The 18,909-nt window shown below is 52.0% G+C and carries 19 protein-coding genes; 8 read left to right on the top strand and 11 right to left on the bottom strand.

From position 1 onward, the window contains the following. Nucleotides 1-124 precede the first annotated feature (124 nt). Together JJQ72_RS01035 and JJQ72_RS01030 are read left to right on the top strand one after the other, a co-directional pair. Nucleotides 125-1,282: a putative glycoside hydrolase gene (locus JJQ72_RS01035; protein WP_138226347.1), complete on the top strand. Its 1,158-nt coding sequence runs from the start codon at nt 125-127 to the stop codon at nt 1,280-1,282. Nucleotides 1,283-1,381: 99 nt separating this feature from the next. Further along, nucleotides 1,382-2,740 carry an MATE family efflux transporter gene (locus tag JJQ72_RS01030; RefSeq protein ID WP_208202442.1) on the top strand — a complete coding sequence of 453 codons (1,359 nt, stop codon included), beginning with the start codon at nt 1,382-1,384 and terminating at the stop codon, nt 2,738-2,740. A gap of 131 nt (nt 2,741-2,871) precedes the next feature. Here JJQ72_RS01030 and JJQ72_RS01025 read toward each other — a convergent pair whose 3' ends face one another. The 4 genes from JJQ72_RS01025 to JJQ72_RS01010 all read right to left on the bottom strand — a co-directional run bounded on the left by JJQ72_RS01025 (nt 2,872) and on the right by JJQ72_RS01010 (nt 5,687). Beyond that, nucleotides 2,872-3,078: a DUF3906 family protein gene (locus JJQ72_RS01025; RefSeq protein WP_138226349.1), complete on the bottom strand. Its 207-nt coding sequence runs from the start codon at nt 3,076-3,078 to the stop codon at nt 2,872-2,874. 103 nt (nt 3,079-3,181) lie between these two features. Then, the gene (gene pfkA / locus JJQ72_RS01020; protein WP_138226350.1) at nt 3,182-4,153 is read right to left on the bottom strand and encodes a 6-phosphofructokinase; all 972 of its coding nucleotides are present in this window, start codon (nt 4,151-4,153) and stop codon (nt 3,182-3,184) included. A 19-nt stretch (nt 4,154-4,172) separates the two neighbouring features. Beyond that, a complete protein-coding gene (locus tag JJQ72_RS01015; RefSeq protein ID WP_243895787.1) occupies nt 4,173-5,255 on the bottom strand; it encodes a tetraprenyl-beta-curcumene synthase family protein in 1,083 nt (360 codons plus the stop codon). 234 nt (nt 5,256-5,489) lie between these two features. Next, nucleotides 5,490-5,687, bottom strand: a complete 198-nt coding sequence (locus tag JJQ72_RS01010; protein ID WP_138226352.1) for a cold shock domain-containing protein — start codon at nt 5,685-5,687, stop codon at nt 5,490-5,492. A 176-nt stretch (nt 5,688-5,863) separates the two neighbouring features. Between JJQ72_RS01010 and JJQ72_RS01005 the strand changes: the two genes are divergently transcribed. The 5 genes from JJQ72_RS01005 (at nt 5,864) to JJQ72_RS00985 (ending at nt 9,886) form a co-directional block, all read left to right on the top strand. After that, nucleotides 5,864-6,097: a hypothetical protein gene (locus tag JJQ72_RS01005; RefSeq protein WP_208202440.1), complete on the top strand. Its 234-nt coding sequence runs from the start codon at nt 5,864-5,866 to the stop codon at nt 6,095-6,097. Between the two features lie 4 nt (nt 6,098-6,101). Next, nucleotides 6,102-6,284 carry a hypothetical protein gene (locus JJQ72_RS01000; protein WP_138226354.1) on the top strand — a complete coding sequence of 61 codons (183 nt, stop codon included), beginning with the start codon at nt 6,102-6,104 and terminating at the stop codon, nt 6,282-6,284. Nucleotides 6,285-6,490: 206 nt separating this feature from the next. Beyond that, nucleotides 6,491-8,281, top strand: coding sequence for an oligoendopeptidase F (pepF, locus tag JJQ72_RS00995; RefSeq protein ID WP_208202632.1), 1,791 nt, complete (start codon nt 6,491-6,493; stop codon nt 8,279-8,281). Nucleotides 8,282-8,363: 82 nt separating this feature from the next. After that, entirely contained in the window at nt 8,364-8,750 is a 387-nt protein-coding gene (locus JJQ72_RS00990; RefSeq protein ID WP_208202439.1) for a LapA family protein, read from the top strand. A gap of 101 nt (nt 8,751-8,851) precedes the next feature. Then, on the top strand, nt 8,852-9,886 hold the full coding sequence (locus JJQ72_RS00985; protein WP_138226356.1) for a M42 family metallopeptidase: 1,035 nt from the start codon (nt 8,852-8,854) through the stop codon (nt 9,884-9,886). A gap of 940 nt (nt 9,887-10,826) precedes the next feature. Here JJQ72_RS00985 and JJQ72_RS00980 read toward each other — a convergent pair. The 7 genes from JJQ72_RS00980 to hemE all read right to left on the bottom strand — a co-directional run bounded on the left by JJQ72_RS00980 (nt 10,827) and on the right by hemE (nt 17,403). Then, nucleotides 10,827-12,764: an ABC-F family ATP-binding cassette domain-containing protein gene (locus JJQ72_RS00980; protein WP_208202438.1), complete on the bottom strand. Its 1,938-nt coding sequence runs from the start codon at nt 12,762-12,764 to the stop codon at nt 10,827-10,829. Between the two features lie 120 nt (nt 12,765-12,884). Next, the gene (locus tag JJQ72_RS00975) at nt 12,885-13,685 is read right to left on the bottom strand and encodes a DUF92 domain-containing protein (protein WP_208202437.1); all 801 of its coding nucleotides are present in this window, start codon (nt 13,683-13,685) and stop codon (nt 12,885-12,887) included. Nucleotides 13,686-13,708: 23 nt separating this feature from the next. Then, a complete protein-coding gene (locus JJQ72_RS00970; protein WP_208202436.1) occupies nt 13,709-14,332 on the bottom strand; it encodes a fumarylacetoacetate hydrolase family protein in 624 nt (207 codons plus the stop codon). Continuing rightward, the gene (locus JJQ72_RS00965; RefSeq protein WP_138226364.1) at nt 14,329-15,108 is read right to left on the bottom strand and encodes a glycerophosphodiester phosphodiesterase; all 780 of its coding nucleotides are present in this window, start codon (nt 15,106-15,108) and stop codon (nt 14,329-14,331) included. Before JJQ72_RS00965 ends, JJQ72_RS00970 begins: the two co-directional genes overlap by 4 nt. Then, nucleotides 15,105-15,257: a hypothetical protein gene (locus JJQ72_RS00960; RefSeq protein ID WP_175415303.1), complete on the bottom strand. Its 153-nt coding sequence runs from the start codon at nt 15,255-15,257 to the stop codon at nt 15,105-15,107. The genes JJQ72_RS00965 and JJQ72_RS00960 overlap by 4 nt, the downstream gene beginning before the upstream one ends. Nucleotides 15,258-15,389: 132 nt before the next feature. Then, a complete protein-coding gene (gene hemH, locus JJQ72_RS00955; protein WP_138226365.1) occupies nt 15,390-16,325 on the bottom strand; it encodes a ferrochelatase in 936 nt (311 codons plus the stop codon). Between the two features lie 31 nt (nt 16,326-16,356). Then, nucleotides 16,357-17,403 (bottom strand): uroporphyrinogen decarboxylase, encoded by a 1,047-nt coding sequence (gene hemE / locus JJQ72_RS00950; protein ID WP_138226366.1) that lies wholly within the window; start codon nt 17,401-17,403, stop codon nt 16,357-16,359. A 242-nt stretch (nt 17,404-17,645) separates the two neighbouring features. On the opposite strand from hemE, the gene JJQ72_RS00945 reads away from it, so the two are divergent. Further along, on the top strand, nt 17,646-18,857 hold the full coding sequence (locus tag JJQ72_RS00945) for an MFS transporter (protein WP_138226367.1): 1,212 nt from the start codon (nt 17,646-17,648) through the stop codon (nt 18,855-18,857). The last annotated feature ends 52 nt before the right edge of the window (nt 18,858-18,909 follow it).

The raw sequence follows: 18,909 nt of genomic DNA, 5'->3' as shown, positions 1-18,909 counted from the left end.
TCTGTGTTTGAGGGTGTCAAATGACATATCGGTTGTTTTGTTGTAACAATTCCGTTCTTTTTGTCAGACACAGGTTGTATATAATATTTATTATTGTGCAAGGACACAAGGGAGAGAGGTAATTATGAACATCATCTTGGCTTTACTCATCTGGACTGCAGGCGGCATGGGGATGTACGGCCAGCCGGACGGCGAGGTGACCAGCCTGCTGCAGACCTCCATGAGCACGGTCGCAAAGCAGCCGGCAGCAGGCAGTGGTAACGCTGTGAAATCCGATCCGCAGCAGGACGAAGCGCCGGTTGTGAAGGGAATTTACGTCACAGCATACAGCGCAGGCGGCTCCCGCATGGAAGAGCTGGTCAAGCTGGTGGATGACACCGAGCTGAATGCGATGGTCATTGACATTAAGGATGACGAGGGATACATAACGTACAAGACGGAGAACGCCAAGCTTCAGGAAATGGGAAAGCCTCAGCCTTTTATCAAGGACATGGGCCAGCTGATGGAACGCCTGGACAAGCATGAAATTTATCCAATCGCCCGGGTCGTTGTATTTAAAGACACCATTCTGGCGAAGAAGAATCCGGAGCTTTCCTTCGTGAAGAGTGACGGCAGTGTGTGGCAGAATGGCAGCGGCGATATGTTCGTCAATCCTTACCGCAAGGAGGTTTGGGATTACAATGTAGAAATCGCCAAAGAAGCAGCCAAGCTGGGCTTCAAAGAAATTCAGTTTGACTACGTCCGCTTCCCGGAGGGCTTTGAGAAGCGTGCCGATTCCCTCAAGTACACCAAGAGCGAGCAGTCGCGCGTGGATATCGTTGCAGAATTCGTGAAGTATGCCCGCAAGGAGCTGGAGCCGCTGGGCATTCGCGTTTCGGTTGATATTTTTGGATATGCTGCTTCTGTACCGGCTGCGGAGGGCATTGGACAGGACTTTGTCAAAATATCCAAGCATGTGGACGTCATCAGCCCTATGGTGTATCCAAGTCATTACACGACCGGCTGGTTTGGCTCCAAGACCCCGGACAAGGCCCCTTATCAGACGATTAAGGGCTCGATGGAGGATACGCACGAGAAGCTGGATCCACTTGGCTCCTACAAGCCGATTATCCGGCCATGGATTCAGGATTTCACAGCAAGCTGGCTGGGAAGCGGAAACTATGCCAAGTACGGCAAGAAGGAAGTCGAGGAACAGATTCGCGCCCTGAAAGAGATGAAGGTCGACGAATACTTGCTTTGGAACGCCTCCAACAGGTACACTAAGGGAGTTGAATACAAGTAAGCCGCCATCATGCATCCTACTGAACCATGAGCACCCGGCCCTGTGGCCGGGTTTTTATATTGTCCATGGATAGAACAATAGAAAAGAAGGCCAAATACCATGAAGCAAACCCATTCTTTAGGGCAGAAATTCAAGCAGTTTCTCGTCATTCTGCTGCCCATTCTTGTTACACAGCTGTCCTTATCGGCAATGGCTTTTTTTGACTCTAATATGTCCGGTAAATTTGGCTCCAGCGATCTGGCCGGCGTTGCGATTGCAACGAGCCTCTGGATCCCGGTCCAGACCGGCCTTAGCGGAATTCTGATCGGCATTACCCCGATCGTATCCCAGCTGATGGGAGCCCGCCAGGAAAGCAAGGTGGCGTATCAAGTGCTTCAGGCGCTATGGTTCTCGGTCCTCCTCGCACTTCTCGTGCTGGGCATTGGTTATGCTTGCGTTCCGGTTATTCTGGAGCACATGCCTCTGGAGCCTGCGGTAAAAGAGGTTGCTGGGGGTTATTTGACCGCCATTTCGGCCGGCATCATCCCGTTATTTGCTTATACCGTGCTGCGCAGCTTTCTGGATGCGCTGGGCCAGACTCGGATCTCAATGGCCATTACACTGATTTCATTGCCGGTGAACGTCGGCCTGAATGCCTTGTTTATCTTCGGACTTGCAGGTTTTCCACGTTTAGGAGGAGTTGGAGCGGGGGTTTCTTCTGCCATTACCTATTGGGTGGTATTTATCATTGCCGTGGCGATCATTCACTGGATGCATCCGTTCTCCGATTTTATGATCTTCCGGAGGCTGCGCGGCGTGTCATTGAAGGCATGGAAGGAGCTGACCAAGATCGGCGTTCCGATCGGTTTCTCCATCTTCTTTGAAACTGCCGTATTTGCGGCGGTCACGCTGCTGATGAGCAGCTATGACACGACAACCATTGCTGCCCATCAGGCAGCGCTCAATTTTGCGACGACGCTGTACATGCTTCCCCTCAGCATCTGCTTGAGTCTTACGATTCTGGTCGGCTTTGAAGCAGGCTCTGGGCGCATGAAGGACGCAAGGCTGTATGCCAAGCTCGGCATCGGCTTCGCCCTGCTCCTCTCTCTTCTCGCTGCTGTGATTTTGTTCACGGCGGGCAAGCAGGTAGCAGGCCTGTACTCCAACGAACCCGCCGTCGTTCAGTTGATCTCGCAATTTTTGCTGTTCGCTGTGTTTTTCCAAATTTCAGATGCGATTGCTACCCCAACTCAGGGCGCGCTGCGGGGCTATAAGGATGTCAATGTGGCGTTTATGCTTGCCTTTCTTTCTTATTGGGTGATTGGGCTGCCTGTCGGTTATGTGATGGCTTCCTATACTTCCTTGGGCGCGTTCGGTTACTGGATCGGGCTTATCACCGGTCTCGCGGTAGGCGCAGTATTGCTGCTGCTGCGGCTCATTAAGGTGCAGCGCCGATATGACCCTGCAGCCAGAAGCTAGAGCATTGTAAACAAACAAATAGCTGTCCTTGAAGATCATTAGATCTAGAGGGACAGCTTCTTTATTTATATGGAGGGCCTCCCTCAAATGGATGATCCATTCGAGTCCCCTTGCTGCACCAGGATCTAAGCCTAGCCTTTCGCTTCAATCACATACGCCGCCCCCGGCGTAATGCGCTTTTTCTCCACCATCGTAACCTCCTGAATGTCAGGCACCGTCAGGAAATGCCGCTCCAGATGCTCGTCCACCGCAAGAAATGCATTCTCCTCATTCTCTGCTGCCGTGATTACAACAAAGCTTCCTTGGTCACAAAGGACTTCCATACGATACAAATACATGCTTTATGCTCCTCTCTCTGCTTCCCTGCTTGCATGCGCAGCTTCATATACTTGGTCAAAAAGCTCTGCGGAATGATTCCGCAGAGCTTCATCAGGTTCATACCTACTGGGACAAGCGCAGTGCCAGCTCGTACATATCCATATCAAAATCCTTCTTCGTGTTCACGACCTTATCAATATCGGTCAGCACCAGCTCCCCGTTAATGATGCCACAGCCCTTGTCGGATTCTCCCTGGATCAAGCTGCGCACGGCGAAATCACCGAGACGGCTTGCAAGATTGCGGTCAAACGGCGTCGGGGCACCGCCGCGCTGGATGTGTCCAAGGACCGTTACCCGCGCGTCGATCGAGGCATGGCGCTCCTTCAAGGCGTGAGCTACATCTTCGCCGCGTCCGACGCCCTCAGCGACGATCACAATACTGTGACGTTTGCCCTTCTCAAAGTTCTCCTTCATCCGATCCGCAATTTCGCCCATATCATACGGTACTTCCGGCACGAGAATGGTTTCCGCTCCGGAAGCCAGGCCCGCATGCAGCGCAATATCTCCGCAATGGCGCCCCATCACTTCAACGATGGATGAGCGCGCGTGCGATGACATGGTGTCCCGAAGCTTGTTCACCGCATCCACCACGACGCCTACCGCAGTGTCGAAGCCGATCGTATAATCGGTAAAGGAAATATCATTATCAATTGTGCCCGGCAGTCCCATCGTCTTGATCCCAAGCTTGCTCAGCTTGTTCGCTCCCTGATACGAGCCGTCACCGCCAATAACGACCAGGCCGTCAATGCCGTGCTGGTTCAAAATTTCTGCACCGCGCTGCTGCCCTTCCAGCTTCATAAACTCCGGGCAGCGGGCGGATTGAAGCACAGTTCCTCCGCGCTGAATGATGTCTCCTACACTGCGAAGATCCATTTTGTTAATCTCATTGTTTAGCAGTCCCTGATATCCCCGCTGGATGCCGTACACCTCCAGGCCATGGTACAGGCCGCTCCGGACGACGGCGCGCAGTGCGGCGTTCATCCCCTGAGAGTCACCGCCACTGGTCAAGACTGCGATTTTTTTAACTTCTGACATGTTTATTCCTCCTTGTGGGTCAATCATTTTTATGCCTGCGAATCCATCGGCTGTTTACCAGAAAGAAAATCCGGGTCATCGGACTCCGCTTCATCAGCCGTTTGGACACACTGCGAACCAATTGCTGCTCACTGACTTTAGGATCGGATAAATATAATGCCAGAAGCCCCTCAATGATCATCCGGTGAAATCCAGCCGAAGGAATGGCTGCCACATCCTTGCGCGCCCATTCTACAATGGAGGTTAGCCTGCTCAGCATGGCCTCGGCGTCATCATAGTAATTGCAGAAATTCAGATCGCCGCCGATCCGGTCCTCATCCTGATCAATCAGATAATCCAGCATGATGTGGAGACTGCATACATTAGGAAAGTATGCCGCATGAATGCTAGATGCATCCTGATCATCCAAAAACGGATCTGACGCCGCCAGGAACAGCATAAATACTCCCAGCGTTGATCCTGTCGCCGCGGCAAATTCGTTCCAGCGCAGGTGCGGTGTCCGGTGGGCATGAATGGACCACCACTCCAGCAAAGCCGCCTCACGCTGCTCTGGATGAATGTGCTTGTGAACCTGAAGATCCGTGTACAACGAAGCTAAATCCCTTATGTATGGTCGGGCTGCTTCGTATCCCTGCAGCTGGCTGATCGCCTCCCGGCAGGTCATGACCAGACGGGTCAGGTAGCCGCCGTCCTCTTTCTCAGAGCGATAAGCATAGTAGTCCTCCAGGGCCTTGTCCGGGGTTACGGCATCCAGCATCGACTGGTGAAGCTGCCGGAAATCCTTGGGATCCAGGGAGGTGCTTCGATCGCATAAATTATCCAAATAATCACTGATCGTTTGATAAGCGACAATCAGCGGAATCAGAATATGCTTCTCCGGCAAATTCGCCGCAGCATAGACTGCGCCGCCCTGACAGTGAAACCGCTTCGTATCAATACTTGCCAGCGCCTGGCTTCTTAGCTCGTCATCAGGTATTTGCTCGGCGTCCCGCCGCCACTTCCCCAGTTCGGCAGAAACCTCGGGCAGAATAAATCGGTACACCCGGCTCATCAGGCCGATGGGACTGCGCGGAGCTTTACGGCTTAGCTCTTGATCATTCAATGAACCCGGCCTCCACATGCTTGTGTTTTTTTTATATTCATCCAAATCAAACCTATTATAATATGATCATTCCTATTGTACAAATGAGTTCTTGACGAGGTTGTATGAAGAGGACAAAGATGGGGGGACGTCAAAAAAAGAACAAGAAAAAAACACAGCCCCGAGGAGCTGTGCCTTCATCTTCATTACTGTAATGGTTCTTGCTTTATAAGATCCCCGTTACACGGAGTTAGCTTACAGCTTGATTACGTTAGCTGCTTGAGGACCGCGGTTACCTTCAGTGATGTCGAATTCAACTTCTTGACCTTCGTCAAGAGTCTTGAAGCCGTCGCCTTGAATAGCGGAGAAATGTACGAATACGTCCTCGCCGCCTTCGTATTGAATAAAACCGTAACCCTTTTCTGCGTTAAACCATTTAACTGTACCTTTCAAATGAACAACCTCCTAAAAATACCGCCATCTATGGCGAATATCCATATTATATCCCATGTTCGAAAACAATGCAATCCGTTCATGGCTCTGACGCAAAAATATGATGCTCATGATTTGCTTTTAGCACAGCGGGTGCGTTATCATTTACCCAAAAGCCCAAAAAACGGAGAATGCATATGATTAAAAAACACGAAATATACAAAAGAGACAAGTGGAACATGATGACGGTCGAGGTGCAGGGCCGCTATCTCGTGCTCCGTGAAATCTCGGATCAGTGGGGCGAAGAAACGCATACGTTCATGAGCCGTCCGGCGCTGATGCAGTGGGCGCATAACCGATTCCCTCAAGAGGATTTCAAGGGGCGCGAGGATGAGTGGAATGAGCTGATCCAGAGCTTCAAGCAGGTCTAGGCCGATGGATTACTCCAATGCCGTCATTTTCATTATTCTGGCCTTCAGTCTTGGCCTGATTATGATCATGAACAGAGACCGGATTCCTGCGCAGCTGCGCAAAGGCATGGCGATTACCGCCATCTTCATGATTCTGTTTGCCTTTTATATTATTGTATACAGCTTTTTCACACTGGGTGCTTCTTGATCTGAGACCCGGATGAAAGCAGGCGCGGCAAGGCATACTATCGCTCGATGCTGTTTCTATCGAGGAGGTTACTGCCAATGAAGTACACCAGAGCACTGTGCCTGACGCTGGTGTTGTCCTTATTGCCGCTGTCAAGCCCCCATCCCGGCGCTTCTGTTCAGGCAGCCCGGATGCCATTCAACGATAACCCGATTAGGAGGATTTCAATGGAAACTTTGCCAAAGCGCACGGAAGTACCTGCCGAGCATAAATGGAAGCTGGAGGATATGTTTGCAGACCAGAAGGCCTGGGATCAGACCTATGAGGAGGTCCGCAGACTGACGGAGAGCAGCAAGCAGTATCAAGGAAAGCTGAACGAGGCTGAAGCCATCAAGCAGTGCTTTGAGCTGGAGGATGAGATCGGACAGCACACCGAGCGGCTTTTTGTATACGCCCATATGCATCATGATGAGGATACCGCAGACCCTACATACCAGGCGTTGACCCAGAAAGCCAAAAAGCTGAGTGTTGAGGTGGGCGAGGCCCTCTCCTTCATAACTCCGGAGATTTTGGCGATGACAGACAGCCAGCTCGATGAGCTGATCAAGAACCCGCTGCTGTCGGAGTATACCTTCACCCTGACAGAGATGAAGAGAGAGAAAGCCCATATTCTGTCCAAAACCGAAGAAGCCCTGCTCGCCCAGGTCGGCAACCTCTCTTCTGCTCCGCAGACCATTTTCGGTATGCTGAATAATGCAGATATGAAATTCCCGAAAATCAAGGATGAGAACGGCAAGGAAGTCGAGCTGACTCACGGCAGCTACATCCAGTTCCTTGAGAATCCGAACCGTCAGGTCCGCGAAGCTGCCTTCAAGGCGGTCTATGAAACGTACAGCAAACAGAAGAATACCATTGCCGCCACGCTGAATGCGAACGTAAACAAGAATATTTTTTACTCGCGGGTACGCAAGTATCCATCCGTATTGGAGATGTCGCTGTACGGAGACAATATTCCGAAGGAAGTGTACACGAACCTGATCGATACCATTCACGAGAGCCTGCCGTTGCTGCACCGCTACATGCAGCTTCGCAAGAAGCTTCTCGGGGTAGATGAGCTGCATATGTACGATCTGTTCGCCCCGCTCGTGGATGAATACAAGCTGGACATCACCTATGAGGAAGCGAAGCAGCAGGTCAAGGACGGCCTTCAGCCTCTTGGAGCTGAATACCTCGGGTTTCTGCAGGAGGGCTATGATAACGGCTGGATCGACGTGTACGAGAATGAGAATAAGCGTACGGGAGCCTACAGCTGGGGAGCCTACGGCACACATCCTTATGTGCTGCTGAATCACAAGAACAACCTGAACAGCATGTTCACGCTGGCTCATGAGATGGGTCATGCGCTGCACTCCTTCTACTCGGACAATGCATTGAAATACCGGGATGCACAGTACACCATTTTCCTGGCTGAGGTGGCCTCCACGACGAACGAGGCTCTGCTGATGGATTATTTGCTCAAGAAATCTACAGATCCGAAGGAAAAAATGTACCTGCTCACGTACTATGCCGATCAATTCCGGACGACGGTATTCCGTCAGACGATGTTTGCCGAGTTCGAGAAAATCGTACATGAGCGCGCCGAGCAGGGAGATTCTCTGACTCCTCAGGACTTGAGCGACATTTACTACGAGCTGAATGTGAAATACCATGGCAAGGATATGGTGGTGGATAAGGACATTAGCATGGAGTGGGCCCGGATCCCACACTTTTACAACAGCTTCTACGTGTATAAGTATGCAACGGGCTTCTCCGCGGCTACGAGCTTCTCGAAGCAGATTCTGGAAGAGGGTCAGCCTGCTGTAGACCGGTATCTGTCCTTCCTGAAGAGCGGCGGCAGTGACTTCTCCATTCAGATTTTGAAAAAAGCAGGCGTGGATATGTCTTCGCCAGAGCCGATCCGCGAAGCCATGAGCGTCTTTGAGGACGTCATTACGCAAATGGAGCAGCTTACGAAATAACATCACACCCTGTTTATAGCGTTTAAGTAAATCCCTTGTCTTTGCGGCAAGGGATTTATACTCATATGAAGGAGGAAGCATCATGAAAATGCAGTGGTCCCTGATTCTTGGCCTGCTATTTGCACTTCTTACTGCTGTTTTTGCTGTCATTAATGTCGATCCGGTCTCGGTCAATCTGCTGTTCAGCACCGTATCTATGCCGCTGATTCTATTAATTATCGGCTGCACCCTGCTGGGAGGGATTATCGTTGGCTCCTATGGCATCTATCGCCAATACCGGCTGCAACGAGAAGTCAAAGCCTTATCTGCCAAGCTGGTACAGTATCAGGAGCTATATGGTGATTTAAATACCACAAATCTTACCGGTGAATCTTCTGTCGCTCAGGAGTCAGCGACTCAGAAGGACTATGAATCAAACACTGATGACCTGTCCGCACCATCGGATGAGCTTGGCAAGGATAAGCTGTAATCTGCCCTCATCATGAAGGCAGGCTGCTGCTAGGGTCAAGGAGCACGCTCAGGCCGTATTTTAGCCTGCATATTATTCGAGCTAGAAGGAGTTAAGATCACGTGAAGATACAACCGAATGAGAAATATATTTTGGAGCTGCTGATGAAGCTGTTGAATACCCCGAGCCCGACCGGATTTACAGGCGGCATTATGAAGGAGATTGAGCAGGAAGCAGCGTCCCTTGGCGTAGCCTGCACCCGGAATGAGAAAGGCGGAGTTATCCTCTCTATACCTGGCAAGGATGGCAGCCGTACCGTTGGATTGAGCGGGCATGTGGATACACTGGGCGCTATGGTCAGGGCCATCAAGCCGGAAGGAACTCTGCGGCTGACGCGGATCGGCGGATTTATGATGAACAGCATTGAGAACGAATACTGCATCATCCATACCCGCAGCGGACAGACATATACCGGAACCATTATGAGTACGAAGCCATCAGTACATGTGTACAGCGATGCCCGGACCTTTGACCGTGAAGAGCAGAATATGGAAGTACGGATTGACGAATGTGTTCAAAGCGCAGAGGATGTGAAAAAGCTGGGCATTGCCGTCGGTGACTATATCTCCTTTGATGCAAGGCCTGAAGCCACTCCAAGCGGCTACATCAAGTCTCGTCATCTGGACGACAAGGCGAGCGTCGCCGCCCTGTTCGGACTGCTGGAGTCCATGAAGCGTGAGCAATGGACGCCGCAGTATCATCTCCAGATTCTGATCTCTAATTATGAAGAGGTCGGGCATGGCGCGGCCAGCATTCCTGATGAGATTAACGAGCTCATCGCTGTGGATATGGGCTGTATCGGCGATGATCTGAGCTGCAAGGAAACCGATGTATCCATCTGCGCGAAGGATTCCAGCGGCCCTTATGACTACGATATGACGAGCCGCCTGATAGAGCTTGCGGAGCGCGAGGGCATTCCCTATGCCGTCGATGTCTATCCATATTACGGCTCAGATGCCTCAGCAGCGCTGTCTGCTGGGAGCAATATTCGCGCCGCCCTCATCGGCCCCGGCGTCCACGCCTCCCATGCTATGGAGCGTACGCACAAGCAGGCTGTATTGAATACCGTCAAGCTGCTGGCAGCTTATATTATGTAACGCCCAAGGCAGCAGCAAATCATACCTCCTTAACATAACCGCTGTTTAACTCTACGCATTACCGAGCAAAGTCAATATGACGGTTCCAAACGCCATCGTATTGACTTTGCTTCCCTTCGTGTTCAAGGTGTTTGTAACTCGGAAGGACGAACCAGAGCCCCCTTTTTTATGACCTTTTCTAGAGATGATCACAAATAAACACAAGTTGTTGGTAACCTTTCAAGTCAATGAAGTGTTTATATTACAGGAAGGAGTCCAAATGAATTGGATGGGTAGAGGGAAACGGTTTGACTGAGAGGAATGATGAGGTTCATGAGGTTGAAAAAGAAAATAATATTGGTATTTGCCATGTTGTTGTTAATTGTTGCTTTGACGGTTATCTATTTTTCGGTTCGGTTATCTTCTAAAAGCGTCATTCCCCATTCTACTCAAATCGAAAAAATCTATTTTAATTACTTTCATAACACTAACATTACCTCTTATGAGATCAAATTCGAGGACAACAAAACTGAAAAAATCAATCCATGGATGAGCATTCTAGACTCCGTGTCGTATACGAGATCGCCCAGATCGTTTGTCAGCAGAAACATAAGAAATGATGGTGGTGCTACGTTTGCATTCATCATTTTTTATCGTGATCGTAATGGAGAATTGAATAATTATTCTTTGGATATGAATCAAAAAGGTTATCTGTTAAGAGATGAGAGGAAAATGTACAAAATAGTTGAGCAAGAAACAGAGGTCTTCAATTCACTCTCCACATGGCTCTTTGAAAATTCAACTCAAATGCCCAATTCATAACAAGACATATCCCGGTGCAGCTTCATGTAAGCTTGTAGATCCCCTGCCTGCTAGGCTGTCCACATGCCACACCGGGCATTCTCCGTCTTATACTATCTTGTCAGGAAATCGAGGTTATCTCCTCCAGGCAGCTGCAAGCTTACGCCTTGCTCTGCTCAATCCGCTCCGCCAGCTCATTAAGATACGTCCAACGCTCCATCAGCCGCTCCAGCTCCTGCTCATTGCCTTGCAGCTCCTTCATCAGCTCCTGCAGGCGAGCGGAATCGCTGGCTGAGGCCTCCATGTCCTGCTGGATCGAAACAGCCCGATTCTCCGCTGCTTCAATCTGTTCGTCAATCTGCTCGTACTCCTTCTGCTCACTATAGGTAAACTTTGGCTTCTCTTTTCTCGCTTCTTTCCGGTTATCGCTTACCGGAGCAGCGGGTGTACTCCCCGCCTTGTCCGAGGAACGACCTGATCCTGCTTCATCACCAGCACCGTGCTTGGCCAGCCATTCCGCGTATTCACTGTAGGAGCCGACATGAACACGAACCTGCCCCTCCCCTTCAAAGGCCATAATCTTGTCCACAGTTCGGTCAAGGAAGAAGCGGTCATGGGATACTACGATAACAACACCCGGAAATTCGTCCAGGTACTGCTCCAGCACCGACAGGGTCTGGATATCAAGGTCATTGGTCGGCTCGTCCAGCAGCAGCACGTTAGGTGCACCCATCAGCACTCTCAGCAAATACAGCCGTCTCTTCTCGCCGCCAGAGAGCTTGGCAATCGGCGTCCACTGCGCAGCCGGCGGAAACAAAAAGCGTTCCAGCATTTGGGCTGCACTAATGCTGGAGCCATCAGCCGTGCGCACAACCTCTGCCTCGTCTTTAATATACTCGATCACCCGTTGATTAGGGTCCATATCCTGATGCTCCTGCGTGAAGTAACCCAGCTTCACCGTCTGGCCGATGATGACCTCCCCGGAATCAGGCTGCAGCTTGCCGGCAATCAGGTTCAGCAGGGTTGATTTCCCGCTTCCGTTCGGACCGACAATACCAATTCGGTCCTCCGGCACCGCAATATAGCTCATATCCGTGATCAGCGGCTTGCTGCCGGCTTTTTGGTGGAGATGATGAAGCTCGAGAATTTTGCGTCCCAGCCGGGTCGATGCCACAGAAACATCCATTTCATTGGTGCTGGACACCGGTTCCTGCTCCTTCAAGGCTTCAAAGCGCTCAATCCTCGCCTTCTGCTTCGTCGTTCTTGCTTTAGCACCGCGGCGAATCCAGGCCAGCTCATTGCGGAACAGATTCTTCCGCTTCTGCTCTGCCGCGGCCTCTCTCTCCTCGCGATCAGCCTTCAGCTCCAGAAAACGGGAATAATTGGCCTCATAGCGGAACAATCGGCCGTGATCCAGCTCCAGCATGACATTTGCGACTCTATCGAGAAAGTAGCGGTCATGGGTAATCATCAGCAGCGCGCCGCGCCGCTTCTGCAAATACTGCTCCAGCCAGGCAACCGATTCATTATCAATATGGTTTGTAGGCTCATCCAGAATCAGCAGGTCTGAGGGCTGAATCAAGACGGCTGCGAGCGCGACCCTTTTACGCTGACCGCCGGACAAGGATTCCATGGGTGCATCATAGCTCGTAATCCCCAGTCTGGAGAGAACCGCCTTGGCATCACTTTCAAGCTGCCAGGCCTGAAGCTCATCCATTCGCTGATTCAGCTTCAGCAGCTGCTCCTGCAGCTCTGTATTGCCTGGCTGTAGCTCCAGCAGCTCCAGCAGCGAGGTGTAATCCCGGACCACCTTCATTTCTGGCAATTCACCGGAAAAAATATGCTGCAGCACGGTGTGGTGAGGATCAAAGGCCGGATTCTGGGCGAGATACTGGATGTGGACACGATTGCCGATCGAGATCTTGCCGGAATCCGGCGGCTCTAATCCTGCAATAACACGCAGAAATGTTGATTTACCGGTTCCGTTGACGCCAATGATGCCGATTTTGTCCTGGGCATCCATCCCGAAAGACGCATCCTGAAACAATATTTTATCTCCGTAGCTCTTGGTGAGCTGCTCGACTGTCATAATATTCATGATTTCATTCCCTACTTGTTCCCGTATTTTAGATCCCATTCATTGTAACACCCCAGCATTCCCTCATGAAGCTGAAGGGGTCCCTTCATTCTAGCAGGGGGAGCGCCGCCTATAGCTAAGCTACAGCATCGCTGCTATCAACCATCCCGTGATTCCGCCAATGCAGGAGCTGATCAGGTTCACGGCATCATTAGTCATCCACCGAAGTCCTTGTCCCTGCTTTGTCGGTCTGCCGCAATGCTGACGCGCTTCTACACTTCTCCCGCAGACGGTACATTGCTGCATTCCCTGCAAAGAAGCTCCCAGCAAGGAATCACTGAACGCTCCCGCCAGTCCCCCGGCAAGCCCCGCCGCAGCACAGCTCCAGAAGTTAAGCTCAAGTCCGGCAGGCACCCCCAGCAGCCAGGCACCCAGACCCAGGGTAAGCCCTCCCGCGGCCGCGGCCAAAGAGCCCAGCCAGGATACCCCTCCGGAGGCGCCCGGAACCAGCACACGGCCATTCAGAATGCTGCGCGGCGGTCTCCGGCTCAGGCTACCCAGCTCTGTGGCCCAGGTATCTGCATTTACAGCAGCCATAACCCCGATAAATACAAAAATAAAAGCGTCATGAGCAGTCCAGGCATACAGCAGGCATAGCACCATGCCGGCGCCGCCGTTTGCGAGCACCTGTCCGGCATCTCTGCGCCCGTTCTTGGCATACGCTTCTTCCATGTCCTTCTTTCGCGGCTGCTTGTATTTGGATAAGGCCGTAGAGGTCACGAAAAAAAGAAGCAGAGTACCAAACCAAAACAGGTTCCCTGCTCCATAGTATACCGTCCCCATCACCATCGCTGCTGCCGCGCCTGATAAAGAAAGCGAGCGTTTATAATAAGCCGCGCCGGCTCCTGCAAAGGCCCCTATAGCACCGATCAGCCAATCCAATGACGATACCTCCGTTTCATCCTTTAACCGATCTCACAGGAGCCCAGAGACTGCTCTCCCCAGATCAGCTCGAATGTATCTCCTTGCTCTGCAGGCCCGACACCTTCTGGAGTGCCCGTAAATACAATATCGCCTTCAGACAAGCCGCAGTGCTGCCCAATATAATCAACAATCTGCTGCAATGAAAATATCATGTCTGAAGCCTGACCCCGCTGTACCTGAGTGCCGTTCTTCATCACTGTAAAGGGAGTTTGCTCCACCTCTTTATTTCCCGGGAAAGGAAGCCAGGCAGACAGCGGCGCAGAGTTCTTAAAGCCTTTTGCTGCCGTCCACGGGTGTCCCTTTGCCTTGATCACACTCTGAACGTCGCGCAGTGTAAAATCAATGCCAAGCGCCATATGATCAACAAGCTCATTCACAGACATGCCAGGTGTATAATCACGGGCAGCCCGGATGACAATCTCACCCTCAAAATGGATCGTACCCTGACCCTGCGGCAAAGCCAAAGACTCTCCATTCAAGGCTGCAACCGCGTGGTTCGGCTTCAGAAAAATCATCGGCTCCTCCGGTACGGCATTCCCTAGCTCCTCCGCATGCAATTTATAATTTCTTCCTACACAATACACGTTATTGATGAAAGCTGTCATCGAAACCATCCTTTCCATTTATCCCAAAACGGAATGCGTGGCGCAAAGCCGTTAGAGAACAGCTGACCCCACATGTCCGGCCGGTTCGTGCATATCATAATCTCTGGATTCATTCTGGCCAAAGCAGCCATGCTGCGCCGGTCATCTACCGTCCAGGCCATCGGCGTAATTCCATTCTTCAGCAGCTCTGAAGCAAAAGAAGCATCCAGGTGGGAGTAACCAATGGATAGAAACGAGCAGCCCAGCTTCTTGAGACGGGATAATAGGTCCCTTGGATGCGCATCAATGATCAGGCCTACCTTCACCTCCGGCTCCAGCTCTTTAGCCCGCAGCAGCGCCTTGGGCTCGAAGGAGGTAATGACGACCTCGGACAGCATTTGATGGGCCCGCACTCTTTCCAGCACCTTCTCCTCCAGTCCAGGGTACATATCACCACTGGTCTTCAGCTCGATATTCACCTTGAGACGGCCCTTGACCATCTGCAGCACCTCGTCCAGGGACGGGACCTGCTCACCTTCAAACTGACTCCCCTTCCAGATCCCAGCATCCATCGTCCGGATTTCCCGCCAGGTCAAATCCTTGACCTTGCCTTTGCCCGTCGTCGTGCGATCGACGCTGAAGTCATGAATGACCACAGGAACCCCGTCCCGGGTCAGCTGTACGTCAATCTCCAGCCATTTTACGTAAGGCACAGACATGGCAAGCTTGAAGGCTGCCCGGGTGTTCTCCGGGGCCTTGCCTGAGAACCCTCTATGAGCCACGCAGAAATTATTCATGGCAGGACCTCCTGATGATTGGCATAGTAAACCAGCAGACCTGCAGCTACAGCAATAAGTCCAATGTTAACAACCGTCCAAAAACGGACATAGCGGGTTTGCTTCTCCTGATCCTTCGCTTTCTTTCTCTCTGTTCTTGACGGGTACATCTTGTCACCCCTTTTTCTCGATACTCTTCTTTGGCACGAGCTCAAACTTTTCATATTATATCAACAAATGGTGTAAAAGTAGAACCCCCCGGCTGGCCGGAGGGCTCATTCATGCGTGCCGCTATCTATTTATTAACCTTGCTTCCACTTTGTAAGCACACAATCAGCCAAGGTTTCCATATACTTCGGATCACTGTTCAGTGAAGGTGTGCGCATCAAACGCATGTCCATTTCTTTGGCAATGGCTTTGGCCTCAATGTCCAGGTCATACAGCACTTCCAGATGATCGGACACGAAGCCGATCGGCGCAACCAGCACATCCTCAACCTGCTCATGCTTCAGCTCCTGCAGTGTATCCAAAATATCCGGACCCAGCCAAGGCTCGTGTGTACGTCCGGCGCTCTGCCACGTAAACTGCCACTGACTGACGCCTGCTTTCTCAGCCACAGCCTTGGAGGTTTCCAGCAGCTGCTCCTGATAAGGATCTCCCATCGACAAAATACGCTCTGGCAGGCTGTGCGCACTGAAGAGAACCCTCACATGATCGCGAAGCGCTCCCGCTTCCTGAAATTGATCCAGCACCGCTCCGACCCGCTCAGCCAGCGCCTCAAGAAGCAGCGGGTGAAGATGGTAGCTCTCCACAAACTGCATGTCAATGCCGGCTTCCTCTGCTTTTGCACGGGCTCTTTTAATATAAGTGCCTACACTCATTGTAGAAAAATGAGGGGCCAGCACAATGCCGATGGCTTTCTGTATGCCGTCTTGGACCATCTGATCGACGCCGTCCTCAATAAAAGGCGCTGCATGCTTCAAGCCCTGATAGCACACAAACTCCACGCCTGCCTCCTGGGCATGGCGGTTCAGCGTCTCCTGCAGACTGGAAACCTGACGGTCTGTATTCTCGCGCAGCGGGAAGACGCCGCCAACGATGGCTTCATAGCGGTCGGTCAGCTCCTTCAGCTGCTCCTCCGACGGCTTGTTTCCCCGGCGGATATGAGTATAGTACGCCTCCACATCCTCCAGGCTCTGCGGGGTCCCATAAGACATCACCAATACACCGATTTTCATATTATTCACCTCTGCTTATTTGTTAACCTGCTTAAATACTCTTCAATGCTTCGCGGGAATACTCGTGGATATAATCCGTCAGCTCCCGCAGCTTATCGAGAGAAGCCTCCGGGAAAAGACCATGGCCGAGATTGAACACAAAGCCCGGCTCCTGTATGCCCTGATCGATAATCTCTTTGGCGTACTGCTGGATTACATCCATCGGAGCAGTCAACACGGTCGGGTCCAGGTTGCCCTGTACCGCAAACCCATGGTTCAGGCGACGGCGGCCTTCTTGAATCGAAACTCTCCAATCCAGACCGATCACGTCAGCCTGCAGGCCGTGCAGCGAAGGGAGCAGCTCCCCGGAGCTGACACCCGGGAAATAAATTTTGGGCACATCCAGATCCTGCAGCTCCGCAAAAATGCGGGTAATGGTCGGCAGCACATACACTTCAAAATCCTTCGGAGAGAGGGCCCCCACCCAGCTGTCAAACAGCTGGAATGCCTTGCCGCCATTCTCGGTATGGGCACGCAAATAAGCAATAACCATATCGCCCAGCTTGTCCATCAGCGAGAACCAGACCTTCGGCTCGCTATACATCATTTCCTTCGTCTTTATGTAGTTGCGGGAAGGGCGTCCCTCAATCAGATAGCTCGCAATGGTAAAGGGCGCACCAGCAAACGTAATGAGCGGCACCTGCAGCTCACGGTCCAGGATACGAATCGTCTCCAGAACATGTCCAAGATCCCCTTCTACGTCGATCGGGGTCAGGCGGGCCACGTCCGCTGCCGTGGAGATCGGATTCTCAATGACCGGACCGATGTTCTTCACAATATCAAAATCAATCCCAATGGAGGCAACCGGATTCATGATGTCCGAATAGAGTATAGCGGCATCCACACCCAGCTTCCGTACCGGCATCAATGTGACCTCAGCCGCCAGCTCGGGCTGTCTGCAAATTTCAAGCAGCGAGTATTTCTCCTTGATCTTGCGGTATTCCGGATCATAACGTCCTGCCTGCCGCATGTACCACACCGGAACCTGGTTCATTTCCTGCTTTCGGCAAGCTCGGATAAACTGATCATTGTAAGTCATGATTAGGCCTCCAAATTCTCAATAAGAAAAGTTTCCTGTATAAGCTATTATGCCCTTTTTAGAAGGTCGTAACAACTATCTGCCGCAGCCTTCACATGAAGATCAGATGACAATCCTGTGACACGTGCTGACGGCAGTGGAATCCGGAATGTGTTATACTGGAAGAACGGCATTTTTTTCGTATATATTTCACTACATCGCTAATCCTGAACGGACAGCCTAGAAAGGAAGTGAAGAGCACATTGAAATCGTGGAAGGTTAACCTCATTGTGCTTTGGTTCGGACAGTTTCTGGTTAATGCGGGAATGACGATGATTACCCCGTTCCTTACCCTGTACCTCGCTCAGGATCTTGGCATGACCAATGAGCGGGAGATCGGGATTTGGGCCGGTTTTATTTTTGCTGCGAACTTTTTGACGTCGTTTATTTTCCAGCCGATCTGGGGGAAAGCCGCAGACAAATACGGGAGAAAGCTGATGCTGCTCCGCTCGGGCTTCGGCATGGCGCTCGTGATTGCCTGCATGGGCTTTGCGACCCATCCTTGGCATTTGCTCGTGCTCCGTCTGCTGAACGGTACCATTTCCGGCTTCAATCCGGCAGCCATCTCGCTCGTCTCCGGCACCACGCCGAAGAGCCGGATGGGCTTTGCCATGGGGATCATGCAGTCAGGGCAGGTAGCGGGAACCATCCTCGGTCCCCTGATCGGCGGTCTGATGGCGGATTGGGTGGGCTTCCGGCCGATTTTCTTTATTACCGGGGCCCTGATCTTCTGCGCATCCCTGCTCGCCCTCTTCCTGGTGAGAGAGAAGTTTGACCGTGCGGAAGCCATGGCTGCCCCTCAGGCCTCGGTCCTTGCCGGCCTGAAGGAGCTGAGCCACACGCGGGAGCTGCCGTCACTATTCACCGTGACCTTTCTGCTGCAGTTCGCTATGCTCAGCCCCATGTCGCTGCTTCCGCTGTATGTCCAGCAGCTGCACGGCCAAACCGAAGATATTGCCATCTGGGCCGGCATGGTTATCGCGGTGACGGGGCTCTCTAATATGATCGCCTCTCCGCTGCTCGGACGCCTCAGCGACCGCATCGGAGCCCATCGCGTGCTCACCTTCGCCCTCATCGGCGCCGGCTTAACATTAATTCCGCAGGCGTTCGTGACGGATGTATGGCAGCTGGTCGCCGTCCGCTTCATGATGGGCATCTTCCTGGGCGGGCTGCTGCCTAGCGTGAATGCACTCATCCGCTCCTATACCCCCGACGGCATGGAAAGCCGGGCGTTCGGATTTAACACCAGCGCGCTGGCGCTAGGCAATATGCTGGGTGCGATTGCGGGCGGCTTTATGGCCGGATTGATCGGCATTGAGGGCTTGTTCATCGTATCGGGCAGCCTGCTGCTGATCAATATGATTTGGGTACGCCTCCGGCTGTATTCCGGCAGCGGTAAGGTGAAGCCTCAATAAAAGAGAAGGGCCCTGCACGAGAACGTGCGGGGCCCTTCTCTTTACTCATGAC

This window comes from Paenibacillus sp. F411, assembly GCF_017582705.1.
Lineage (GTDB): Bacteria > Bacillota > Bacilli > Paenibacillales > Paenibacillaceae > Paenibacillus_AQ > Paenibacillus_AQ algicola.
This window is presented reverse-complemented; position numbering and strand designations above follow the sequence as displayed.